Genomic DNA, 17,948 nt, shown 5'->3' on the forward strand with positions numbered 1-17,948 from the left:
GTGGCGATACGGATCTGCGCGTCTTTGACGCATGGACGGGTTATTGGGTCGCCGAGTGGCGGGGGTCGCCTACGCTGGTTGGCATGTTGGTTTACGGCACTGCTTCGCTGCGTCTGCGCAGCCGCTAACAGCGGCGAGCACCCTCCACAGGTTGTTGCTCCCGTCCCGGTGATCACGGCCGGGCGGCTCTTTCAGCGTGCCCGGCTCCGCAACAACCACGGAGCAAACAGTGCCTACCTATCGAGGTGGCCGTCATGAGCACGGCCAGAACTTCCTGACTGACCCATCCACCATTGCCACGCTCACACGGCTCGTGGCTGCCACCGAGGCACCGATCATCGAGATCGGCCCCGGTGACGGAGCACTCACCACCCCGCTGGCCAAGCTCGGGCGACCGGTGACCGCCGTCGAGATCGACACCCGGCTCGCCCGACGCTTGACCCAACGGCTCCCGTCGCACGTGGAGGTCGTCGCCGACGACTTCCTGGACTACCGGCTTCCAACATCGGCGCATGTGCTCGTCGGCAACCTGCCGTTTCACCAGACCACGGCAATGCTGCGACGCATCCTGCACGCCCCGGCATGGACCGATGCCATCGTGCTCGTGCAATGGGAAGTTGCGCGGCGCAGAGCAGGCGTCGGCGGTGCCACGATGATGACCGCGCAATGGGCGCCCTGGTTCACCTTCACGTTGCACAGTCGTGTTCCCGCTCACGCGTTCACCCCACGTCCGGGCGTCGACGGCGGAATCATCACCATCCACCGCCGCGAACACCCGCTACTGCCCCCGGCGCGGCGACGCCAGTTCCACGCCCTGGTCCACCGCGTCTACACCGGTCCCGGACGTGGGCTCGCCCAGATCCTCGCACGCACCACCACACTCGGCTCTCCACAGGCGGCACAGGCGTGGCTGACACGCCAGGGCGTGAACGCTGCCGGACTGCCGAGAGACTTGCCCGTCGAGGCATGGGTGGACTTGTTCAAGACCACGGGCTCCTCGCCACCGCCCCGCCGCACGCAGTCGTCCTCAGGAAGGCGGCGGCGATGAGTACCGAACCCTCGTGGCGAGTCTGCCCGGACGAGACCACACCCAGCCATGCGTGCCCGACCGAGACAGCCGCACACCATGCAGCACGGCTCCTCGCTCAAGACCCCGGACGGGATTGGCGGCTTCGTGACCTTGCCGACCTCGTGCACCTGTCAACGTCACAACTGGGCAGGGCCTTCAGCCAACGCTTCGGGATGCCTCCCATCCAGTACCTGGCTCACGTTCGCGCCCACAGACTGGCCGAGCTCCTGATAGAGACTGATCTTCCGATCGGTGTCGCCATGGCACAGGTCGGGTGGCGCAGCCGCGGCCACGCCGCACGACAGTTCACCGCCATCGTCGGGGTCAGCCCATCCGCGTATCGACGCACCGCGACCCAACGAGCAAGCTTGAGATGCCCGTGCTGTGGCCAGCGAAACGAGCTGCCCCGATGACGGCCACAGAGCGCTCTGGCCTCGGCCCTGCCAGGACAGAGATCCGTGACACGGTCATCCGGATGCGGGCTGACCTCGCTCACCGGTGGACCTTGGCCGAACTCGCACGAGATGCACACCTGTCGCGGTCACGGCTCGGGGGCCTGTTCGTGGAGCAGTTCGGCGTCCCTCCAATCGCGTTGCTGGCTCGGTTGCGGGTGCGGGAGATGGCTCGCCTGTTGCGGGAGTCGGACCTAACAGGCCTCTAGCGGGGCCGCCCCACCACGCAGGATCCATTCATGCTTACTGTTCATTGATGCTATGACAAAGATGCGTTGGACTCACGAATGGCTTCCCTGCAGGGTTGATACGGGAGGAACGCTCCCCCGTACGTGCGGGGCGGGGACCGTGCCTCGAAAACCACTACTCGAACGGAAGGTTGCAGGCGTGGACGTCACGATCGTGGGAACAGGTGCGATGGGAGCTCCGATCGCAGAGAACTTGTTGAAGGCTGGGTTTGAAGTCGGGGTGTGGAATCGGAACCCCGCTCGTTCCGAGGCCCTCGCTGGTTTGGGGGCTATTGCCGCGCCTGGACCGGATGAGGGATTCGGGTCGCCAGTGGTGTTGTCCGTGCTAGCTGATGACGCGGCCGTTCGCGAGGTGTTCCTCGACTCTCCCGCCCTGGAAGTGATGAACCAGGGATCGGTCCATGTGAACCTGGCTACCATCAGCCCGTCGCTCGCCTCGGAGGCAGCCGGACGGCATACCGGTGCGGGCGTGGGGTATGTGGCAGCCCCCATGTTCGGCGGTGTGCCTGTTGCTCAGGCGGGACGCCTCAACATCGTCACGGCTGGTCAAACTGAGGTGGTGGAGCGTGTTCGCCCCTATCTGGACGCGTTCAGCGCCGCCTTGTGGCCGGTGGGAGAGGACCCGGCGCAGGCGAACGTGCTGAAGGTCGCCGGACAGATCCTCATCGCCTCGGCGATTCAGGCGATGTCGGAGGCGGTCAGCGTCGTGGAGCGGTCTGGCGGCGATGTGAACCGGGCGGTGGAAGTTTTTACGTCAACGATCACGCCGGGGCCCGTGTACTCCATGTACGGGGCAATGATTGCGGAGTCGCGTTACGAGCCCGCACGGTTTACCCCGATCCTTGGCCGCAAGGACGTGGACCTCGCCCGCAGCCAGGCCGCTGCTGAGGGCCTTCGGCTCCCCTTCGGCGACTTGCTCTCTGGGTTGCTTCGCGAGGCGTTGGCTGCAGGGCACGAGTCGCGCGACTGGGCAGTCCTTGGAGAGATGCAGCGTCACCGCAACGGAGGCGAGGGCGCATGAGCGCGGTCTCGAATGCACCGCGTCCGCGGCTCCCCTGGGGCGCGCTGCTTGCCTTGTCCGCGTCGGGATTCCTGGCCATCTTCACCGAGACGATTCCGGCTGGCCTGCTTCCGGAGCTATCTCGCGGGCTCGGCGTCACCGAGTCTGCTGCGGGTCAACTGGTGACGCTGTACGCCATGGGATCGGTTGTCGCAGCGATCCCACTGGTGGCAGCAACACAGACGGTGAACCGCAAGAAGGTGTTGCTGGCAGCGGTCGCCACGCTGGGCGCGTTCAACCTCGTGACTGCCGCCGCGCCGTGGCTGCCCGTGATCCTCGCGGCGCGGTTCGTGGCAGGTGCGGCCGCGGCGCTGGTGTGGGGAGTCCTGGCTGGGTTTGCCCGGAGTTTGGTTGCTCCCCAGTTGCAGGGCCGCGCCTTGGCCGTCACTGGCTTGGGTCAGCCCATCGCACTGGCTGGTGGGGTACCGCTGGGCTCCTTTGCGGCTTCGGTCATGGACTGGCGTTGGGTCTTTGTCGCCATCTCAGTCGCTGCTGGTGGCCTTGCTGTGTGGATCGCTGCGGCCGTTCAGAACGTGGAGGGCTCGCCTCGGCGGCAACGAGAGCCTCTGCGGCGCGTGGTCATGTTGCCTGGCGTTCGACTCATTTTCGCCGTGACCGGCTGTTGGATCTTGGCCCACAACATGCTGTACACCTACGCAGCTCCGTTGCTGAACCGCACTGACCTGCGCCTCGACGTGGGGTTGGGGCTGTTTGGTGTCGCTTCCATGATTGGCATCAGCTTGGTCGGCATGGTGATCGATCGAGCGCTGCGTCTTGTGTCCGCGATTTGCGTGACGGCCATGTGCCTGGCCACGACAGTGTGGCTACTGCCTCAGGTCGGGATTGCGCTGGCCGTCGCGTCGGTTGTCGCATGGGGGTTGAGTTTTGGTGGCGCTCCTGTACTGCTGCAGACGGCTCTCGCTGATCGGGCGGGAGAGCACACAGACGCGGCACAGTCGGTGTTCGTCACCGTGTTCAATCTCGCTGTCGCTGGTGGTGGATTTATGGGAGGCATGCTGCTGGCATCAAGCGGTACGGCTGGCATTGCGACCACCTCGGCTGTGCTCTGCTTGGTAGCCGTGGGCATGATTGTTCTCGCTCGCGCGGCCTTCCCAGCGGGCCACCGTCACAAGGACGAGACTGACGAGTCTGTTGTTGCGCCATCGGAGTGCTCGGCATGATGAGAGGTGGCGAAGGCGAGAAAGGCCTTGGTGGCAGGGCTGGGGTTGAAGTCGTTCCACGCGAGGTACTCCACCCGGCGAGGGGCGTCGCGAACCTCCACGGAAATCAGATCATCACCGTCGGGGACCACATGCGCGGAGAGCAAGGCGACGGCGAGTCCGTGGCGAATCAGCCCGAGGATGAGATCCACGGTCATCGCTTCGAAAGCCACGTCTCGCTGAAGATTGGCGGCTTGAAATGCCAGGTCAGATTGAGCTCGACCTGCGGTGCCACTGGTGAAATCAACGAACCGTTCGCCGGCGATCTCCTCAAGAGTCACGTGGGGCCGCCGCGCCAACCGATGCGAAGCAGGAAGCACTGCAACCAGACACTCACGGGAGAGCTCCTCGGTCGCCACCTCCGTTGGTGGGGTGCACTCGGGCAGGCCCAGGAAAGCGGCATCAAGGCGGCCGGCATGAATGTCAGCCAGGAACTGCTCGCTACCCCCAGTGCGCAGGGAGATGCGGACCTCAGGGTGCGCCTTGTGATAGCGCGCCAAGAGAGACGGCACATCGACCGCGGTCACGGTGGGGATCACTCCGAGGCTGAGCGTGCCACGAATATCTCCCGTGGCGGCCGCAGCCTCGGCAATCGCACGGTCGGCCGCAGCCAAACTCTGGCGAGCGGCCTCGACAAACACCACACCCGACGGAGTGGGCTCCACTCGCCGCGACGTGCGGGCAAACAGTTGGATTCCGATCTCTCGTTCCAACGCCTTGATCTGATGACTGAGCGCCGATTGCACCACAAAGCAGCGTTCCGCGGCCCGAGTGAAGCTCCGCTCCTCAGCGACCGCGACCACGTATCGCAACTGCTGCAGTTCCATAGACCCATGATGCACCTGCATCCCTCATCTCCCAAGTATGCAGCAAGATCACTGACAGTGTCGGGAGAGTAGATGCCCATGTCGAGTGCCTCCCAGGCGCCCGCAGCCACGACCGAACCACCTGGAACACCGTCAGGGTGGATCGCGCTCACAGCAATTGCGCCCGTCGTGTGGGGCACCACCTACATCGTCACAACCCATTTGCTGCCATCGGGGCATCCACTCTTCGCGGCATTCATGCGTACCTTGCCAGCCGGGCTTATCGCAGTCATGATCGCTCGGAAATTGCCCCACGGTGAGTGGTGGTGGAAGAGCTTCGTGCTGGGAACCCTCAACATGGGGGTCTTCTTCCCACTTCTCTTCGTTGCAGCGCAACGGCTCCCTGGCGGTGTGGCTGCAACGCTAGGGGCAGCCCAGCCGATTGTGGTGGCTCTTCTCGCGTCTGCCATCCTCCACGAGAGGTTGACATCGTGGCGACTTTCGTGGGCTGTTGTTGGGCTGCTGGGGGTCGGAATGGTCGTCTTGGGCCCAGGTGCTTCCCTCGATCCAATTGGGCTCATGGCCGGTCTTGGCGGCGCGGTGTCGATGGGGTCCGGAGTCGTCCTGTCCAAGAAATGGCGGCAACCACAGGGGGTGGGTGCTGTCGCGTTCGCGGGTTGGCAACTCACAGGTGGTGGACTCTTCTTGGCGTTGCCTACACTGGTCGTGGACGGCATTCCAAACGGCATCGACTCGCGCGCCGTTGCTGGGTACGCGTGGCTCGGGCTCATCGGAGCCCTGATGGCCTACACGATCTGGTTCGCCGGAATCCGCAGGCTCTCCGTCACCCCGACCGCCTTGCTCGGCCTGCTCTCACCTCTCACAGCGGCAGCCTTGGGATCTCTTGTCGCGGGCGAAGCTCTCAACATCATTCAGCTGTGCGGTTTCGCAACCGCTTTGACCGCCCTGATCGCAGGCCAGCTTTCGCCGCGAGCGAGACGACGAGTCCTCCCATGAACGGGTTGCAACACCAGGCTGTGCCGAACGCTGACGCGCCCGGAGGCCTCATGTCCAGTGACACCGATGTTCGAATCGAGCGGAAGAGCCCCAGCTCAAATTCCAGCGCATTCATGGCAGTACCGATGCGGCGTGAAGTGTGGGCAGCGATCGATACGATGCGGCAAGACCTCGGGCATCAATGGTCGATCGCCGAGTTGGCTCGGATCGCGCATGTGTCGGGCTCACACCTGATGAGGCTGTTCACAGAGGAGATCGGACTTGCGCCGATCTCATGGCTCGCACGGGAGCGCGTTCAGGAGATGGCTCGCCTGCTACGAGAAACCTCCCTGTCGATCCTGGAAATTGCTCGGCAGGTCGGTTGGCGAGACCGGGGCCACGCTTCAGATCAATTCAAGCGGTTTACGGGGTTCACCCCTAGCCAATATCGTTTCAGGCAACGCGAGGTCCAAGAGCGGCACTGCTTGTGGTGCGGCCAACCCATCCCACCTGATGACACACGCGTTGAGGTCGGAGATCATCGCAATGCCATGGGCGATCTGATCATTTGAGGTCGTTCCACCTGACAGGAATCTGTTTCTGCTGCTAGTCACGGTGTGACACGTCGGGTTCGTTGGGTTCCTGGCGGTCACTGTAGGGGTTCCTTGTTGTCCGTCTTCTAGTGCTGGTGGTTCCGGCGTACCTGATGGTCACCGGGTCGGTTCTTCGACCCGGTGGGCAGGTTCGCGGAAGGAGACCGTCATGGCAACGTCGGGCAAGGATGCTCGGGCGGCGCGGGAGGCGAAGCTTGATGCTCTGCATGAGCGGCTGACGGGTGCGGTCGAGCAGCTGGTCTCGGGTGAGGATTGGGCCCGGGCGTTGGCGTTCGCGGCCCGGTTCCGCGCACGGTCGTTCGCGAACACGATTCTGATCTTCACCCAGCATCAGGAGGCCTACGGGCTGGGTCTGGTGCCGGACCCAGTGCCGTCGCATGTGGCGGGCTATCGGCAGTGGCAGCAGTTGGGTCGCCAGGTGTCGAAGGGGCAGCCGGGGTATCAGATTTTGGCGCCGGTGACGGGACGGTTCGCGTCGGCGACCCCGCAGGATGCTGAGTCGTGGCGACGGCTGGGGAAGGGCGAGAAGCCGCGTGCGGGTGAGACGGTGCGCACGAAGATGGTCGGCGTCCGCCCCGCCTACGTCTGGGATGCCTCCCAGACCACTGGCGAGCCGATTCCTGAGCCGCCGGCGCCGCGGCTGTTGGAGGGGCATGCTCCCGCTGGGTTGTGGGAGGGCCTCGCCGCCCAAGTCCTGTCTGCTGGGTTTGAGCTGCGACAGGTTGCGGATGCGTCGGAGATTTTCGGGGCGAATGGGCTGACCGATTACGCCAGTCGGGTGGTGTCGGTGCGTACGGACATGGACCCGGCCGCACAGGTGAAGACCCTGGCCCATGAGCTGGGCCACGTCCTGTTGCATGGCCCGGACGCTAGTGAGGCGCGGCAGCATCGTGGGATCGGTGAGGTGGAGGCCGAATCGGTCGCGTTGATGGTGGGTGCCGCGCATGGCATGGACACCTCCGGCTACACCGTCCCGTACGTGTCGACGTGGGCGGCCCGGGTGGAGGGCCAGGACCCGGTCGAGGTGGTCAAGACCACCGGGGAACGAGTCCGCAAGACCGCGCTGGGGATTCTAGAGCAGCTCGACACGGTGCAGGTCGGCAACGGCACACCTCCCGGCCTGGAACGCGACACCCCCACTCGCGACCCCGCGACACGGCAGGCCCCGGTTGCACCGGCGGTGTCGGAGCCGGCAGGGCGGGTGGTGTCGGGGCCTGAGGCGGTGGCGCTATGAGCCCGAACCTCTACCACCTGGCCCGGCTTCTCGCTCCTGGTTCGGACAGGTCGCTGGGGCGGGTGGCGGGTGATCTTGCTTCGGCGCATGTGCCGGTGTTTCCGTGCGTGCCCGGGCAGAAGCGCCCCCTCACTGCCCGAGGGTTCCACGACGCTTCCACTGACCTCGCCCAGATCGAGCATTGGTGGGCGCGGTGGCCGGAGGCGAACCTGGGGCTGCCGACCGGGGCGTCCGGTGTCGTGGTCGTGGATGTTGATGTCCGCGAGCACGTGGATGGCCGGGAGAGCATGCGCTGCGCCCTCAATGCGGGGCGGGTGGGGATGCCGGTGTTCACGGTGGTCTCCCCCTCGGGTGGACGGCATGGCTACTACCCGGCCACGCCGGATGTGGTGCAGCGGTCGTGGCAGGTTGCCCGGGCCGGTGTGGATTTCCGCGGGGATGGCGGCTACATCCTCATCCCACCCTCACACACCACTGCCGGCTCATATCGGCTGGCCACCGTCCGGCAAGGGGCGGCGTCCGGGATCGACAGCGACACCCTGCGGGACTTCCTCGACCCCCGGCCCGCCCTGAAACCGCGCGCTGCTGATCGCGGCATGGCTCAGAGTGAGCCTGGGGTGGTGGTGTGGCGGCTGGCTGCGTGGGTGGCGGGTTTGGGCGAGGGCGAGAGGAATCGAGGGTTGTTCTGGGCGGCCTGCCGGGCCGCGGAACACGACATCACACCAGCCACCGCAGTCGAAACACTTGGGGCTGCTGCCGCTGAGGCGGGGCTCGGTCCGCGGGAGATCGCCGCCACCGTGCGGTCGGCCTACCGCACCACCCACCCCACCACGTCTACCGCACGCAGGGCCACCGAACCAGCGGCAGCATCGCCGGTGCGGGTGCCGGTAGGCGCGGGGTGGGGGCTGGCGTGAGGGCGCGGCGGTGGGCGGTGCGGACGGCGGTCGCGGGGACGGTGTTCATCGCGATCGGGGCATTCTGGCTGTCCTTCACCGCCCTGGCTGATCTCGCGGCCCGTTCGGGCATCGGGGCAGGTCAGGCGTGGGCGTGGCCGCTGATCGTCGACGGCATCATCGTGGTCGCCACCGTCGCCGTCGTCGCTCTGGCTGGGCAGAAGGCTGCCTGGTATCCCTGGGCCCTGTTGATCGGCGGCGCAGTCGTCTCGGTCACTGCCAACGCCCTGCACGCCATCGTCGCCGCCGACGCCGACGTCCCGGCCTTGTTGGCGGCAGCGATCGCCGCCGTTCCGCCCGTGGTGCTGCTGGCGATCACCCACCTCACCGTCATCCTCACCCGCGCCACCAGCCCCGAGACGCAGACCGTGATCTGGCAAACCATCGCCCAACAGAACGACCAGCCCACACCAGCCCCAAGACCGGGCATCGAGGCAGAGCCTCCACCGGCGGCACTCCTACAGCACGACGTCAGCGACACCGTCGGCCTTGGCGATGAACGACCGACCACACCGGAATCCGGTCCGTCTCCGATGAAGCACGCCGAGGCAAAGCCCGCGCCCGAGGCTTCGACTCCGACAGCTCCTAATGGGGAGACCGTTCGAGGCGTTTCCGAGATGGCTGGGGTGGGTCGGCGGGAGCGGGCTGCCGGGTTGCGGAGTGAGGGGTGGTCGAACAAGCAGATTGCCTCCGAGCTGGGCGTGCATCCGTCCACGGTGGGCCGCTGGCTCACCTCCACACCAACGAGGAGCTCTGAACCTGACACCAACCCATCGATCAAGGAGGAATCATGAGCACCCACGAACACGAGCACCACCCGGTGGAGCCGCCGGTCCACGACGACTACGGCCCACCCGATCCCGAAGAACTCGCCCTGACCACCCCCAGCCCCCTCGCCGAGAACCTCGACCAGGAGACGGTGAGTGAGCGAGGCGATCTTGTCCCACCCAAGGCGCCGGTGGAAGAACTCAACGAGCAGCTCGCCCCCGACATCGACGGACCAGACGCGGGCTTCCCGGAGCTGGATGAGGGGGCGGAAGGAGTGCCGGAGGCGGTCAAGGCCCGCACCGCCCGGACAACCAGCCGGCCAGTGGGTCGGCAGGTGGGGCGGGGTGTGGAGTGGGTGCGTCCGACCGATCTGCTGGCCCGGCGTGGCGCCACAGTCGCTGGCCGCGGCATCCACTTCCAGACCGCACTGAGCCAGAAGACCCGCCACGGCATAACGGTGAGTACGCGGCGGATCGGTGATCGGGCCGCGTGGTTGGCGCCGTTGTCGGCCTTCGGCCGGGGCCGGGCCCAGTCGGTGCCGGGTCGGTCCGCGGTGGGGATGAGCTGAGCGTGGTGACCAGCAATGACGACTCTCGCCAACACGACGACACCACTGCCGCCGATGTCTGGGGTGGGGGTGCGCACCTGCTTGTCAGGAGGCACCACCATGACCCACACCACAACACCAACCACCGGCACCGCCGCGGAGACCGGGAGGGGGTCGTCTGCAACGCCGTCGACACCCCACCCCGACAGGGCTGACTTCCGCACCAGTGAAGGGCTGCGGGCTCTGCTGGAGCATCTGGCCGAGCACGGATGGCGCAACAACCCCCAAGCCAAAGAGCTGTTGGAGTTCGCGGCGGAGCGGTTCGCACCCTTGGCGCGCAAGCACGGCCTGGACGTGTGGGAGGCCGCATCGGCGGCGTTTGATGTGATGCGCACGCCGGCGGCAAGGAAGGCCGCAGACCCATGGGCGGTGGTCACGCATGCGGTGCGGATCACCTGCATCTACGAAGAACGCGCCCAAGGGCTCATGTGTTCAGTCCACCAGGCCCGCCGCGCCCACATCTCTGCCCACCACGACCCCGAACGGTTCTCCGACCGCGAAACACCCCTGTACGAATACCATCCCGCGTTCCATCTCACCGACCTACACCACCGTGAGGATGCGGAGCCAAGCGAGGATGTGGGGGCGAGTGTGCAGGCAGCAGTGGCGGATGCGACCGGTTTGTTCGCACTGCTGGGCTGGCCCGAAGCCTCCGCCCGAGCCGGCGTGGATCACGTCACCAATGCCTTGGCCCGGATCGGGTCACGGCGCGGCACCTACGAAGCCTTGCGGCGCGACAAACACGCCCGCGCCCTGCTCGACCTTCCCGCCCCAGCCTGGACCTGTCTCCTACGTGTCCTGCTCGGCCATCCCGAACCTGCCTACGCCACCACGACGGCCGGGCGCGGGATCCTGCTGCGTCTGCTGCTCGGAGAAACACTGGCTGACCTGTTGGGTGATGACGCCCTGGTGGCCTCCATCGTTCGTGCCACACCAGGGCGGGGACGGGTGCGGTCATGAGTACCCCGGGGCACATCGAGCTGGACCGCGCCGTTGACTCCCTGCATGTCGGTCGACGTCACCGTGCCGACCTGGGTGACATCGATGCGCTGGCGGCCTCGATTGAGCGCGATGGGTTGTTGCAGCCGTTGACGGTCAGCCCCGACGGGGTGCTGATCTGCGGGGCACGCCGGCTGGCGGCGATCAAGCAGCTCGGCTGGCGCACCGTCAACGTGTGGGTCCGCTCCGGCATCTCCGACCGGCTCGGCCATCTGCTGGCCGAACAAGACGACAACGTCCTACACAAGCCGCTCACCGCGCTGGAAGCCGCCGCCCTCTACCGCGAACTGAAATCACTCATGGCCGAGGATGCTGCGCGTCGCAAGGCCGCGACCCAGTTCCGCAGCGACAACCAGCCCGGAACCCACGGTCCCGGAAAATTTCCGGAACCGTCGGGAGCCACCGGTGAGGCTCGTGAGCAGGCTGCCGGAATGATCCCCGGCGGGGCCTCGTACAAGACGCTGGACAAGATCGGCTACCTCGAACACGCCGCCACCGACGAGACGCTGCCCGAACACGTGAGGGCCGCGGCGCAGCGGGGGTTGGAGCAGATCGACGCGGGCAGCCCGGTCCATCCGATCTACGAGACCATCCGCAACCACACCGCCAACCCCGATGCTGGCGATGAGGCGTTGCATCAGGCCGCGGCCGACGCCCTCGCCCGCGTCCAATCCGCCGGTAGACCGAAACCCGCCCCGGCCAAGAAACCCAACAGCACCCCCGAGAGCGGGCCGGTGCAGTACCCGGTGCGAGCGTTCGTGGTGACGTGGACCGAACTGGACCAGTGGTGGACCCACTACGACCCGGCCGTGCTCGCCGTCGAACTCACCGACGAACACGTCGCCACGTTCCTGCGCGTGATCGAACACACCATCGCGTTCGCCGACGCCCTCCAAGCCGCCCTCACCAACCATGACGACACCACCACCGCATCCGGCACTGTTACTGAGAGTGATGACGGACATGCAGGTGGGCGTCCGCAGTTACGCGCGGTCTAATTGTCCAATCCGTGGATGGTGATTGAGACGGCGCAGGATGTGGGATAGCGGTTTGATCTGGACGTGCTGGCCGGCGTGTTAACCGGCGGAGGCCGGGAGTCGTCCGAAATCAGTGGTGAGCCATTCCTCGATAGAGGGGCTGGGGAAGACGGGTACGTCGATGCCGGTGGCAGTTGGCTCGGGCGTGGCGTGTTGAATGCGGTCGAGCCGGAACAGCCGCCAGTCGGTGCGTTGAATGTCGTAGGCAATCAGGTACCAGGCGCCTTTGCGCAGCGCGTGCCGGTAGGGACGTATGTGGCGTTCGCTCACCTTGCTGTGCTGGTCAGTGTAGGTGAAGCGCAGGTTCTGTCCTTGGGCCACGGCCTCTGCCAGCACACCGAGGAGCCGCCAATCAACCGGCGCGGCGACGGGAGTGATCACTTGGGTCGCCAATGCCGTCGCTGCTGCCTGTTGACGCAGCTTCGGCGGGAGGAGCTGTTCCAGCTTGGTGCGCACCGTCGCTGCCTCGTTGACGCCGCCGGCTTCCAGGAGGAGTAGCCCGGTGACGAGTGAGCAGACCTCGTCGGCGTCTAGCAGCAGGGGCGGGATCTTGACGCTCGGCACGAGTCGATACGTTGCGCCAGGTCCGGGCGCGGACCGAATGTCGTATCCCAGGGATCGCAATCTGGCGACGTCACGGCGAACCGTCCGGTCTGCGATGCCGAGGCGCTGCGCGAGGTCTGCTGCTGTCCAGGCGCGTCCGGTCTGCAGCAGTGACAGCAGCTGTAGGGCGCGTGATGACGGACTTTCCACACGGCCATTATCGGCCTAGATGAGGACTAGAACAGGCCGGATCTGTCGTTAGCGTGGTGTGCGAGACCTCATGAAAGGAGACTCGCATGCGCATTGCGGTCACGACCCCGATGGGCCACGTCGGGAGGCACGTCACATCCATGCTGATCAGATCCGGAGTGCGCCCACTACTCCTAGCTCGAAGACCCGAGAACGTCACCCCGGGGCTACGGAAGCACGCCGACATCGTCAAGGCGAATTCCACCGACCCTGCGCAGGTGACCGCGGCGACACAGGGCGTAGACGCGATCTATTGGGTCGATCCCAGTGTGATGTCATCCGACCCCCTAGCCGACTACACCCTAGCCACGGAAGCTCTGGTGAAGGCGGTTACCGCCAACGGAATCGGCCGCGTCGTGTTCCAAAGCAGCATCGGTGCCGAGAAGCGTCACGGCGTCGGCGAGATTGACGGCCTGGCAGGCACCGAGGTCGCCCTGGACACCCTCGATGTAGATGTCACCCACCTGCGGTGCGGCTACTTCTTCACCAACCTGCTGCTGGACATTGATGCAGTGCGGCAGGGGCAACTGACGACAGTGCTGCCACTCGACCAGCCAATGAGCTGGGTGGCTCCACGCGATATCGCCGAGGTCGCCAGCCTCACCCTGCTCAACACGCAGTGGCACGGCCACCGAGTCCAAGCCGTCCACGGACCACAAGACCTGTCCTGGCGTCAGGTGGCCGAGACCTTGACTGCCCATGTCGGTCACCAGGTCCACGCGGAGCAAATCACTGACACCGAGATGCTCCAGCGCTACCTTGCCGCAGGGATGGCTCCAATGATGGCCGACGCCATCCTCGGCATGAGCACCGGACTGCGCGATGGCTTCCGCCCCGAACAGCCGAGAACTCTGGCAACGACCACACCCACAACTTTGACCAGCTGGATCCACGAGGAACTTATCCCGGTGCTCTGATTCCAAAGACTCGTCAACGTCCCTCAGCGGGCGGTCTCCTCGGTGTTCTGGTGGGTGCACCTGCTGGGCATGGACACTTCCGATCGTTCGTCGCGTCGCCGGCTCGTGCTGATCGCTGCCGGCTCAGTCACGGCCCTGGTGTGTGGGGTCGGGATCTACGGCCTGGCCACCGGCCCCCGCACCCCGACCAGCACCCCGGGCACGTCACCGACCATCACCACCAGCCCGTCCCCCTCCGCAACCAGCACCGCCAAGCCTTCGGCCTCGGGGGCGCCGCTGGTGCCACCGGTGGCGAGTAGTGCTGATCCGGAGCAGTTCGCTCGCAATGTCGCGACCACGCTGTTTGCGTGGGACACCACCACCGGGCTGCTGCCGCTGGACTACACCTCGGCGATCCTCGCCGTCGGGGACCCCAGCGGCACCGAACAAGCCGGCCTCGCCACCGACGTCGCCGCCTACCTGCCCTCGCGGACCGCCTGGCAGGACCTGCGTGAGTACGGCACCAGTCAGCATCTGACGATCGCCCGCGCCTACATCCCCGACCAGTGGGGCGAAGCCGTTGCCCAGGCACCCGAGGGGCAACTCGCACCAGGCACGGTCGCCTACACCATCGAGGGCACCCGGCACCGCACCGGAACCTGGAACGGCGAACCAGTCGCCTCGGCCCACAAGGTGGAGTTCACCGTGTTCGTAGTCTGCGCGCCGACCTACGACACCTGCCACCTGCTGCGCCTGTCACAGCTCGACAACCCGCTGCGGTGACCCGGCCGTGAAGAAACTCGCCGTCATCGCTGCCGTGCTCGTGCTGTTCAGTCCCGCCCTGCTCCTGCTGGGGGTTGGGATGATCTTCAGCCCCGGCGCCAACGCCTCCTGCACCACCAGCACGACTGGCCCGTCGGTGGTGGGGCCGGTGCCGGACTCGCTGGACGTGACGACCGCTGACGGGCAGACCTTCACGCTGAACACCACCCAGCTCACCCATGCCGCCACCATCATCCAGACCGGATCCCAGATCGAGGGCGTCACGCGTGACGGGCTGCAGATCGCGCTCATGGCCGCGCTCACCGAGTCGAATCTGCGGATGCTGGCCAACACCAGCGTCTACCCCGACTCCGGGAATCACCCCAATGACGGGGACGCCTCCGACCACGACAGCCTCGGCCTGTTCCAGATGCGACCCCAAGCCGGATGGGGCACCGTCCCTGACCTCATGGACCCTGGCTACCAGGCGCGCGCGTTCTTCGGCGGACCCACCGGCCCCAACCACCCCTCACCCCGCGGACTGCTCGACATCCCCGGCTGGCAGACCCTGTCCAAGGGCGAAGCCGCCCAAGCCGTCGAGGTGTCGGCCTACCCCGACCGGTATGCGAACTACGAGCCCGTCGCCGAACAGATCCTCACTACCCTCACCACCCCCACAGCCGACAGCCCCCAGCTGCCCGAGACCGGGCGTGTGGTCTTCCCGCTGCCCGAGGGCACCTGGGTCGCCACCTCGCCATTTGGGATGCGGGTCCATCCCATCACCGGGGAGAACAAGCTCCACACCGGCGCGGACTACTCCGCCCCCGACGGCACCCCCGTCCTCGCCGCCGCCGACGGCATCGTCACCCACGCCTCGATGTCCGGCGGGTACGGCGGGCTGATCATCATCGAACACACCACCGGCGGGCAGAAGATCGCCACCGCCTACGCCCACCTGTGGGAGACCGGCATCCACGTCAATGTCGGCGACCAAGTCACCGCCGGACAACACATCGGCGATGTCGGCTCGGCCGGCTACTCCACCGGCGCACACCTGCACTTCGAACTCCGCCAAGGCGGCAGCGACGGCGAGTTCACCGACCCCCAGCCCTGGCTCGACCAACACACCAGCGGCAACCTTCCAGCCCCCACCACACCGGTCGAGCAGGAAGGCTGCAACCCGGTCGCGACCCAGCCCGCGCCGCCCCAAGGGCCCGATGCCGGAGACCCGGACCGCAAGGTCGATGACCCTACCACCGACGGACAGATCACCGCCCGCATGCTCCACGTCTACACCCAAGCCCTCACCGCCTACCCCGACAGCTCCTGGGCCTGCTACTCACCCCGCCCCGGCACCAAATCCGAACACCCCCTCGGACGAGCCTGTGACGTCACCTTCGGCAACGCCATCGGCTCCCGACCCACACCCCAGCAGCTCGAAGCCGGATGGGCGCTGACGAACTGGCTCCAAGACAACGCCGAAACCCTCGGCGTCGAGTACCTGATCTGGCAAGGCCAGATCTGGTCCCTCGCTCGCGATGCCGAGGGCTGGCGCCCCTACAACGGCGGTGGCATGCACGACCCCACCGACGTCACCGGCGGCCACTACGACCACGTCCACATCACCGTCAAAGAAGGCAGCTGATACCCGTGAACATCTACCCCGACTTCGGCGCCTTCGGCGACAACACCACCCTCCACACCGTGATCGGCGCCCTCTTGACGTTCGTCCTCGTCACCGCCGTCCTCACCATGCTCATCAGCGGCATCACCTGGGCCATCGCCACAGCGAACGGCAACCACACCACCGCCACCAAAGCCCGCACCGGACTCCTCGTCGCCCTCGGCACAGCCACCCTCGCCGGCGCCGGCATCACCTGGCTCAACTGGCTCATCAACCTCGGCGACCAGCTGTGAGCAGCTCGAAGACAGCTGTCAGAACGGTGGTTCGTCGGTCTTCAGCCAAGGGTTGGGTGGCGAGGACGGCTGTGCTTCATCCGGCAACGGGAGGGTGCTGACGACGTACAGGTTCAAGATGTCGTCACGGTCCAAGAACATGATCTGGCTACGTTTGGATGCGTCAAGGGCGTTGCCCAGCCAGTTTCGAGCTGACTTGGTGATTTCGCCGCCAGCCACGATGAACGCGTGATCGACCAGCACTCGACGGTTGACTTCGGGATCGAAGATCTCGTGGGCGAGCATCATGAGGGCCTGGTTATGGATCTCGGCCATATTCGCATTGCCAGCCTTGGTGACGCCCGAGGCATCAAGCTTGCCCTTCTTGGCCTGAAGGCCGAAGTACAAGACGTGTTGCGTAGGCAGCGTGTAACGCATCCACACGTCCTTGCCATACTCCAACGATTTGTCCTTGTGCCCTGCCGCAGTGATGCGGTGGTAGCCGAGTTGTCTGAACATCGGGAGCAGGATCTTCTCGATGAGGTCGTCCTCGCTACACGAGTCCAGATAGGCAGCAAGGAGTTTGCGGCGCTCCTGCTCTGCCTTGCTGAACGGCCGATGCGGGTTGGCGGCCAGCACGGTCACTGACTGGGTACCCATGTGCCGGAGGTAGCAGTGGTTGTCCTCCGCGTAGAACGCGTGAAACCCCTCGCGCTCCAGAACAGCGTTGAGGAGAGCCAGAGCGCGGGGCCGGTCAGGTCCTTCGTTGAGGCGATCAGCGGGACTCATGAGCTGATCGATCAAGCGGCAGAACAACTCCGGAGGATGGCTCGGACCTTCGTGCGGTTGAGCCAAAATGTCGTCGAGAACGTCCGCAACCCACTCCCTGCGCGTCGAGCCGTCGTGTCGATACTCGGTATCAAGGTCCTGAAAGAACTCCGTAATCCGGGAACTCGACCGGTAGGGAAAGTACTTGGCCTCATCCTCGGTCTCGGCATCGTCACGTCCCACGTTACCGACCACCAAGTCAGCCAACGCGACCAGATTCCTGCGCTTGAACTTCACCCTCGAAGTATCGCAGCAGCACCGAGGGCCGTCGATCACAACAGGAGCAGGCTGCACACCTGACAGGCAGACCTCCCCTGGTTGCCTGCCCTCCCGGTCGTCCCGGGGGCGGGTCCCTTTCGTCCTTCTGTCTGTGAGGAGCTTGCTGTGCTTGATCTGATGACGTCTGTCCTGCCCACGCTGCCGATGATGCTGCCGATGGAGGTGGACATCACGCCGAACGATGATGGGCTGCCGGGGATCGCGCAGCTGCGCAACATCGTGGCGGCGGTGATGACGATCGGGCTGATCCTGTCGGTGCTGGCGCTGATCATCTCCGCGATCGTGTGGGGCTTCGGCGCGAACTCCTCCAACCCGCACCTGGCCGGCCGCGGCAAGGTCGGTGTCCTGGTCTCCTGCGGGGCAGCGATCATCTGCGGTGCCGCGGTCACGCTGATCAACTTCTTCTGGAACGTCGGCCAGTCCGTCTAACCC

The 17,948-nt window shown here is 65.9% G+C and carries 20 protein-coding genes and 1 pseudogene; 17 read left to right on the forward strand and 4 right to left on the reverse strand.

Annotated features, from left to right (window positions below; translation table 11 throughout):
* Positions 1 to 229 precede the first annotated feature (229 nt).
* The 4 genes from erm (at position 230) to KW076_RS08920 (ending at position 4,010) form a co-directional block, all read left to right on the forward strand.
* Complete coding sequence (gene erm / locus KW076_RS08905) at positions 230 to 1,048, forward strand: 23S ribosomal RNA methyltransferase Erm (protein ID WP_224355013.1); 819 nt, start codon at positions 230 to 232, stop codon at positions 1,046 to 1,048.
* A complete protein-coding gene (locus tag KW076_RS12645; RefSeq protein WP_224355014.1) occupies positions 1,045 to 1,482 on the forward strand; it encodes a helix-turn-helix transcriptional regulator in 438 nt (145 codons plus the stop codon). The genes erm and KW076_RS12645 overlap by 4 nt, the downstream gene beginning before the upstream one ends.
* Positions 1,483 to 1,908: 426 nt before the next feature.
* A complete protein-coding gene (locus KW076_RS08915) occupies positions 1,909 to 2,790 on the forward strand; it encodes an NAD(P)-dependent oxidoreductase (RefSeq protein WP_491562377.1) in 882 nt (293 codons plus the stop codon).
* The gene (locus KW076_RS08920; RefSeq protein ID WP_224355015.1) at positions 2,787 to 4,010 is read left to right on the forward strand and encodes an MFS transporter; all 1,224 of its coding nucleotides are present in this window, start codon (positions 2,787 to 2,789) and stop codon (positions 4,008 to 4,010) included. Before KW076_RS08915 ends, KW076_RS08920 begins: the two co-directional genes overlap by 4 nt.
* Here KW076_RS08920 and KW076_RS08925 read toward each other — a convergent pair.
* Entirely contained in the window at positions 3,956 to 4,876 is a 921-nt protein-coding gene (locus KW076_RS08925; RefSeq protein ID WP_224355016.1) for a LysR family transcriptional regulator, read from the reverse strand. The two genes, KW076_RS08920 and KW076_RS08925, sit on opposite strands and share 55 nt — an antisense overlap.
* A gap of 78 nt (positions 4,877 to 4,954) precedes the next feature.
* On the opposite strand from KW076_RS08925, the gene KW076_RS08930 reads away from it, so the two are divergent.
* The 8 genes from KW076_RS08930 (at position 4,955) to KW076_RS08965 (ending at position 12,024) form a co-directional block, all read left to right on the forward strand.
* Complete coding sequence (locus tag KW076_RS08930) at positions 4,955 to 5,872, forward strand: DMT family transporter (protein ID WP_224355017.1); 918 nt, start codon at positions 4,955 to 4,957, stop codon at positions 5,870 to 5,872.
* 50 nt (positions 5,873 to 5,922) lie between these two features.
* Positions 5,923 to 6,423, forward strand: a complete 501-nt coding sequence (locus KW076_RS08935) for a helix-turn-helix domain-containing protein (RefSeq protein ID WP_224355018.1) — start codon at positions 5,923 to 5,925, stop codon at positions 6,421 to 6,423.
* 190 nt (positions 6,424 to 6,613) lie between these two features.
* Positions 6,614 to 7,699 (forward strand): ArdC-like ssDNA-binding domain-containing protein, encoded by a 1,086-nt coding sequence (locus KW076_RS08940; protein WP_224355019.1) that lies wholly within the window; start codon positions 6,614 to 6,616, stop codon positions 7,697 to 7,699.
* Positions 7,696 to 8,613: a bifunctional DNA primase/polymerase gene (locus tag KW076_RS08945; protein WP_224355020.1), complete on the forward strand. Its 918-nt coding sequence runs from the start codon at positions 7,696 to 7,698 to the stop codon at positions 8,611 to 8,613. The genes KW076_RS08940 and KW076_RS08945 overlap by 4 nt, the downstream gene beginning before the upstream one ends.
* Before the next feature lie 17 nt (positions 8,614 to 8,630).
* Entirely contained in the window at positions 8,631 to 9,446 is an 816-nt protein-coding gene (locus tag KW076_RS08950; protein WP_224355021.1) for a DUF2637 domain-containing protein, read from the forward strand.
* On the forward strand, positions 9,443 to 9,988 hold the full coding sequence (locus tag KW076_RS08955) for a hypothetical protein (RefSeq protein WP_224355022.1): 546 nt from the start codon (positions 9,443 to 9,445) through the stop codon (positions 9,986 to 9,988). The genes KW076_RS08950 and KW076_RS08955 overlap by 4 nt, the downstream gene beginning before the upstream one ends.
* 99 nt (positions 9,989 to 10,087) lie before the next feature.
* Complete coding sequence (locus tag KW076_RS08960) at positions 10,088 to 10,987, forward strand: hypothetical protein (RefSeq protein ID WP_224355023.1); 900 nt, start codon at positions 10,088 to 10,090, stop codon at positions 10,985 to 10,987.
* Positions 10,984 to 12,024 carry a ParB N-terminal domain-containing protein gene (locus KW076_RS08965; RefSeq protein ID WP_224355024.1) on the forward strand — a complete coding sequence of 347 codons (1,041 nt, stop codon included), beginning with the start codon at positions 10,984 to 10,986 and terminating at the stop codon, positions 12,022 to 12,024. The genes KW076_RS08960 and KW076_RS08965 overlap by 4 nt, the downstream gene beginning before the upstream one ends.
* Before the next feature lie 78 nt (positions 12,025 to 12,102).
* Here the strand turns inward: KW076_RS08965 and KW076_RS08970 are convergent, their stop codons facing one another.
* Positions 12,103 to 12,627 (reverse strand): helix-turn-helix transcriptional regulator, encoded by a 525-nt coding sequence (locus KW076_RS08970; RefSeq protein WP_224356822.1) that lies wholly within the window; start codon positions 12,625 to 12,627, stop codon positions 12,103 to 12,105.
* A 27-nt stretch (positions 12,628 to 12,654) separates the two neighbouring features.
* A pseudogene (locus KW076_RS08975) lies at positions 12,655 to 12,816 on the reverse strand (HTH domain-containing protein); the annotation flags it as partial.
* Between the two features lie 86 nt (positions 12,817 to 12,902).
* Between KW076_RS08975 and KW076_RS08980 the strand changes: the two are divergent.
* The 4 genes from KW076_RS08980 (at position 12,903) to KW076_RS08995 (ending at position 16,430) form a co-directional block, all read left to right on the forward strand.
* Positions 12,903 to 13,772: an NAD(P)H-binding protein gene (locus KW076_RS08980; RefSeq protein ID WP_224355025.1), complete on the forward strand. Its 870-nt coding sequence runs from the start codon at positions 12,903 to 12,905 to the stop codon at positions 13,770 to 13,772.
* Positions 13,773 to 13,841: 69 nt separating this feature from the next.
* On the forward strand, positions 13,842 to 14,534 hold the full coding sequence (locus KW076_RS08985; RefSeq protein WP_224355026.1) for a hypothetical protein: 693 nt from the start codon (positions 13,842 to 13,844) through the stop codon (positions 14,532 to 14,534).
* 7 nt (positions 14,535 to 14,541) lie between these two features.
* A complete protein-coding gene (locus KW076_RS12590; RefSeq protein ID WP_224355027.1) occupies positions 14,542 to 16,158 on the forward strand; it encodes a M23 family metallopeptidase in 1,617 nt (538 codons plus the stop codon).
* A gap of 5 nt (positions 16,159 to 16,163) precedes the next feature.
* A complete protein-coding gene (locus KW076_RS08995) occupies positions 16,164 to 16,430 on the forward strand; it encodes a DUF6112 family protein (RefSeq protein WP_224355028.1) in 267 nt (88 codons plus the stop codon).
* 18 nt (positions 16,431 to 16,448) lie between these two features.
* Here KW076_RS08995 and KW076_RS09000 read toward each other — a convergent pair whose 3' ends face one another.
* A complete protein-coding gene (locus KW076_RS09000) occupies positions 16,449 to 17,474 on the reverse strand; it encodes a hypothetical protein (RefSeq protein ID WP_124969781.1) in 1,026 nt (341 codons plus the stop codon).
* Positions 17,475 to 17,633: 159 nt separating this feature from the next.
* Between KW076_RS09000 and KW076_RS09005 the strand changes: the two genes are divergently transcribed.
* Entirely contained in the window at positions 17,634 to 17,945 is a 312-nt protein-coding gene (locus tag KW076_RS09005; RefSeq protein WP_224355029.1) for a DUF6112 family protein, read from the forward strand.
* Positions 17,946 to 17,948: the final 3 nt, after the last annotated feature.

It is taken from the genome of Micrococcus porci (assembly GCF_020097155.1).
GTDB lineage: Bacteria > Actinomycetota > Actinomycetes > Actinomycetales > Micrococcaceae > Micrococcus > Micrococcus porci.

What these genes read in the sequence shown, in the direction of transcription:
- KW076_RS08945 (WP_224355020.1), top strand. Translation starts at nt 7,696, where the DNA reads ATGAGCCCGAACCTCTACCACCTGGCCCGGCTTCTCGCTCCTGGTTCG.
- KW076_RS08980 (WP_224355025.1), top strand. Translation starts at nt 12,903, where the DNA reads ATGCGCATTGCGGTCACGACCCCGATGGGCCACGTCGGGAGGCACGTC.
- KW076_RS08935 (WP_224355018.1), top strand. Translation starts at nt 5,923, where the DNA reads ATGTCCAGTGACACCGATGTTCGAATCGAGCGGAAGAGCCCCAGCTCA.
- KW076_RS09005 (WP_224355029.1), top strand. Translation starts at nt 17,634, where the DNA reads ATGACGTCTGTCCTGCCCACGCTGCCGATGATGCTGCCGATGGAGGTG.
- KW076_RS08940 (WP_224355019.1), top strand. Translation starts at nt 6,614, where the DNA reads ATGGCAACGTCGGGCAAGGATGCTCGGGCGGCGCGGGAGGCGAAGCTT.
- KW076_RS12645 (WP_224355014.1), top strand. Translation starts at nt 1,045, where the DNA reads ATGAGTACCGAACCCTCGTGGCGAGTCTGCCCGGACGAGACCACACCC.
- KW076_RS08920 (WP_224355015.1), top strand. Translation starts at nt 2,787, where the DNA reads ATGAGCGCGGTCTCGAATGCACCGCGTCCGCGGCTCCCCTGGGGCGCG.
- KW076_RS08925 (WP_224355016.1), bottom strand. Translation starts at nt 4,876, where the DNA reads ATGGAACTGCAGCAGTTGCGATACGTGGTCGCGGTCGCTGAGGAGCGG.
- KW076_RS08960 (WP_224355023.1), top strand. Translation starts at nt 10,088, where the DNA reads ATGACCCACACCACAACACCAACCACCGGCACCGCCGCGGAGACCGGG.
- KW076_RS08955 (WP_224355022.1), top strand. Translation starts at nt 9,443, where the DNA reads ATGAGCACCCACGAACACGAGCACCACCCGGTGGAGCCGCCGGTCCAC.
- KW076_RS08965 (WP_224355024.1), top strand. Translation starts at nt 10,984, where the DNA reads ATGAGTACCCCGGGGCACATCGAGCTGGACCGCGCCGTTGACTCCCTG.
- KW076_RS08985 (WP_224355026.1), top strand. Translation starts at nt 13,842, where the DNA reads ATGGACACTTCCGATCGTTCGTCGCGTCGCCGGCTCGTGCTGATCGCT.
- KW076_RS08930 (WP_224355017.1), top strand. Translation starts at nt 4,955, where the DNA reads ATGTCGAGTGCCTCCCAGGCGCCCGCAGCCACGACCGAACCACCTGGA.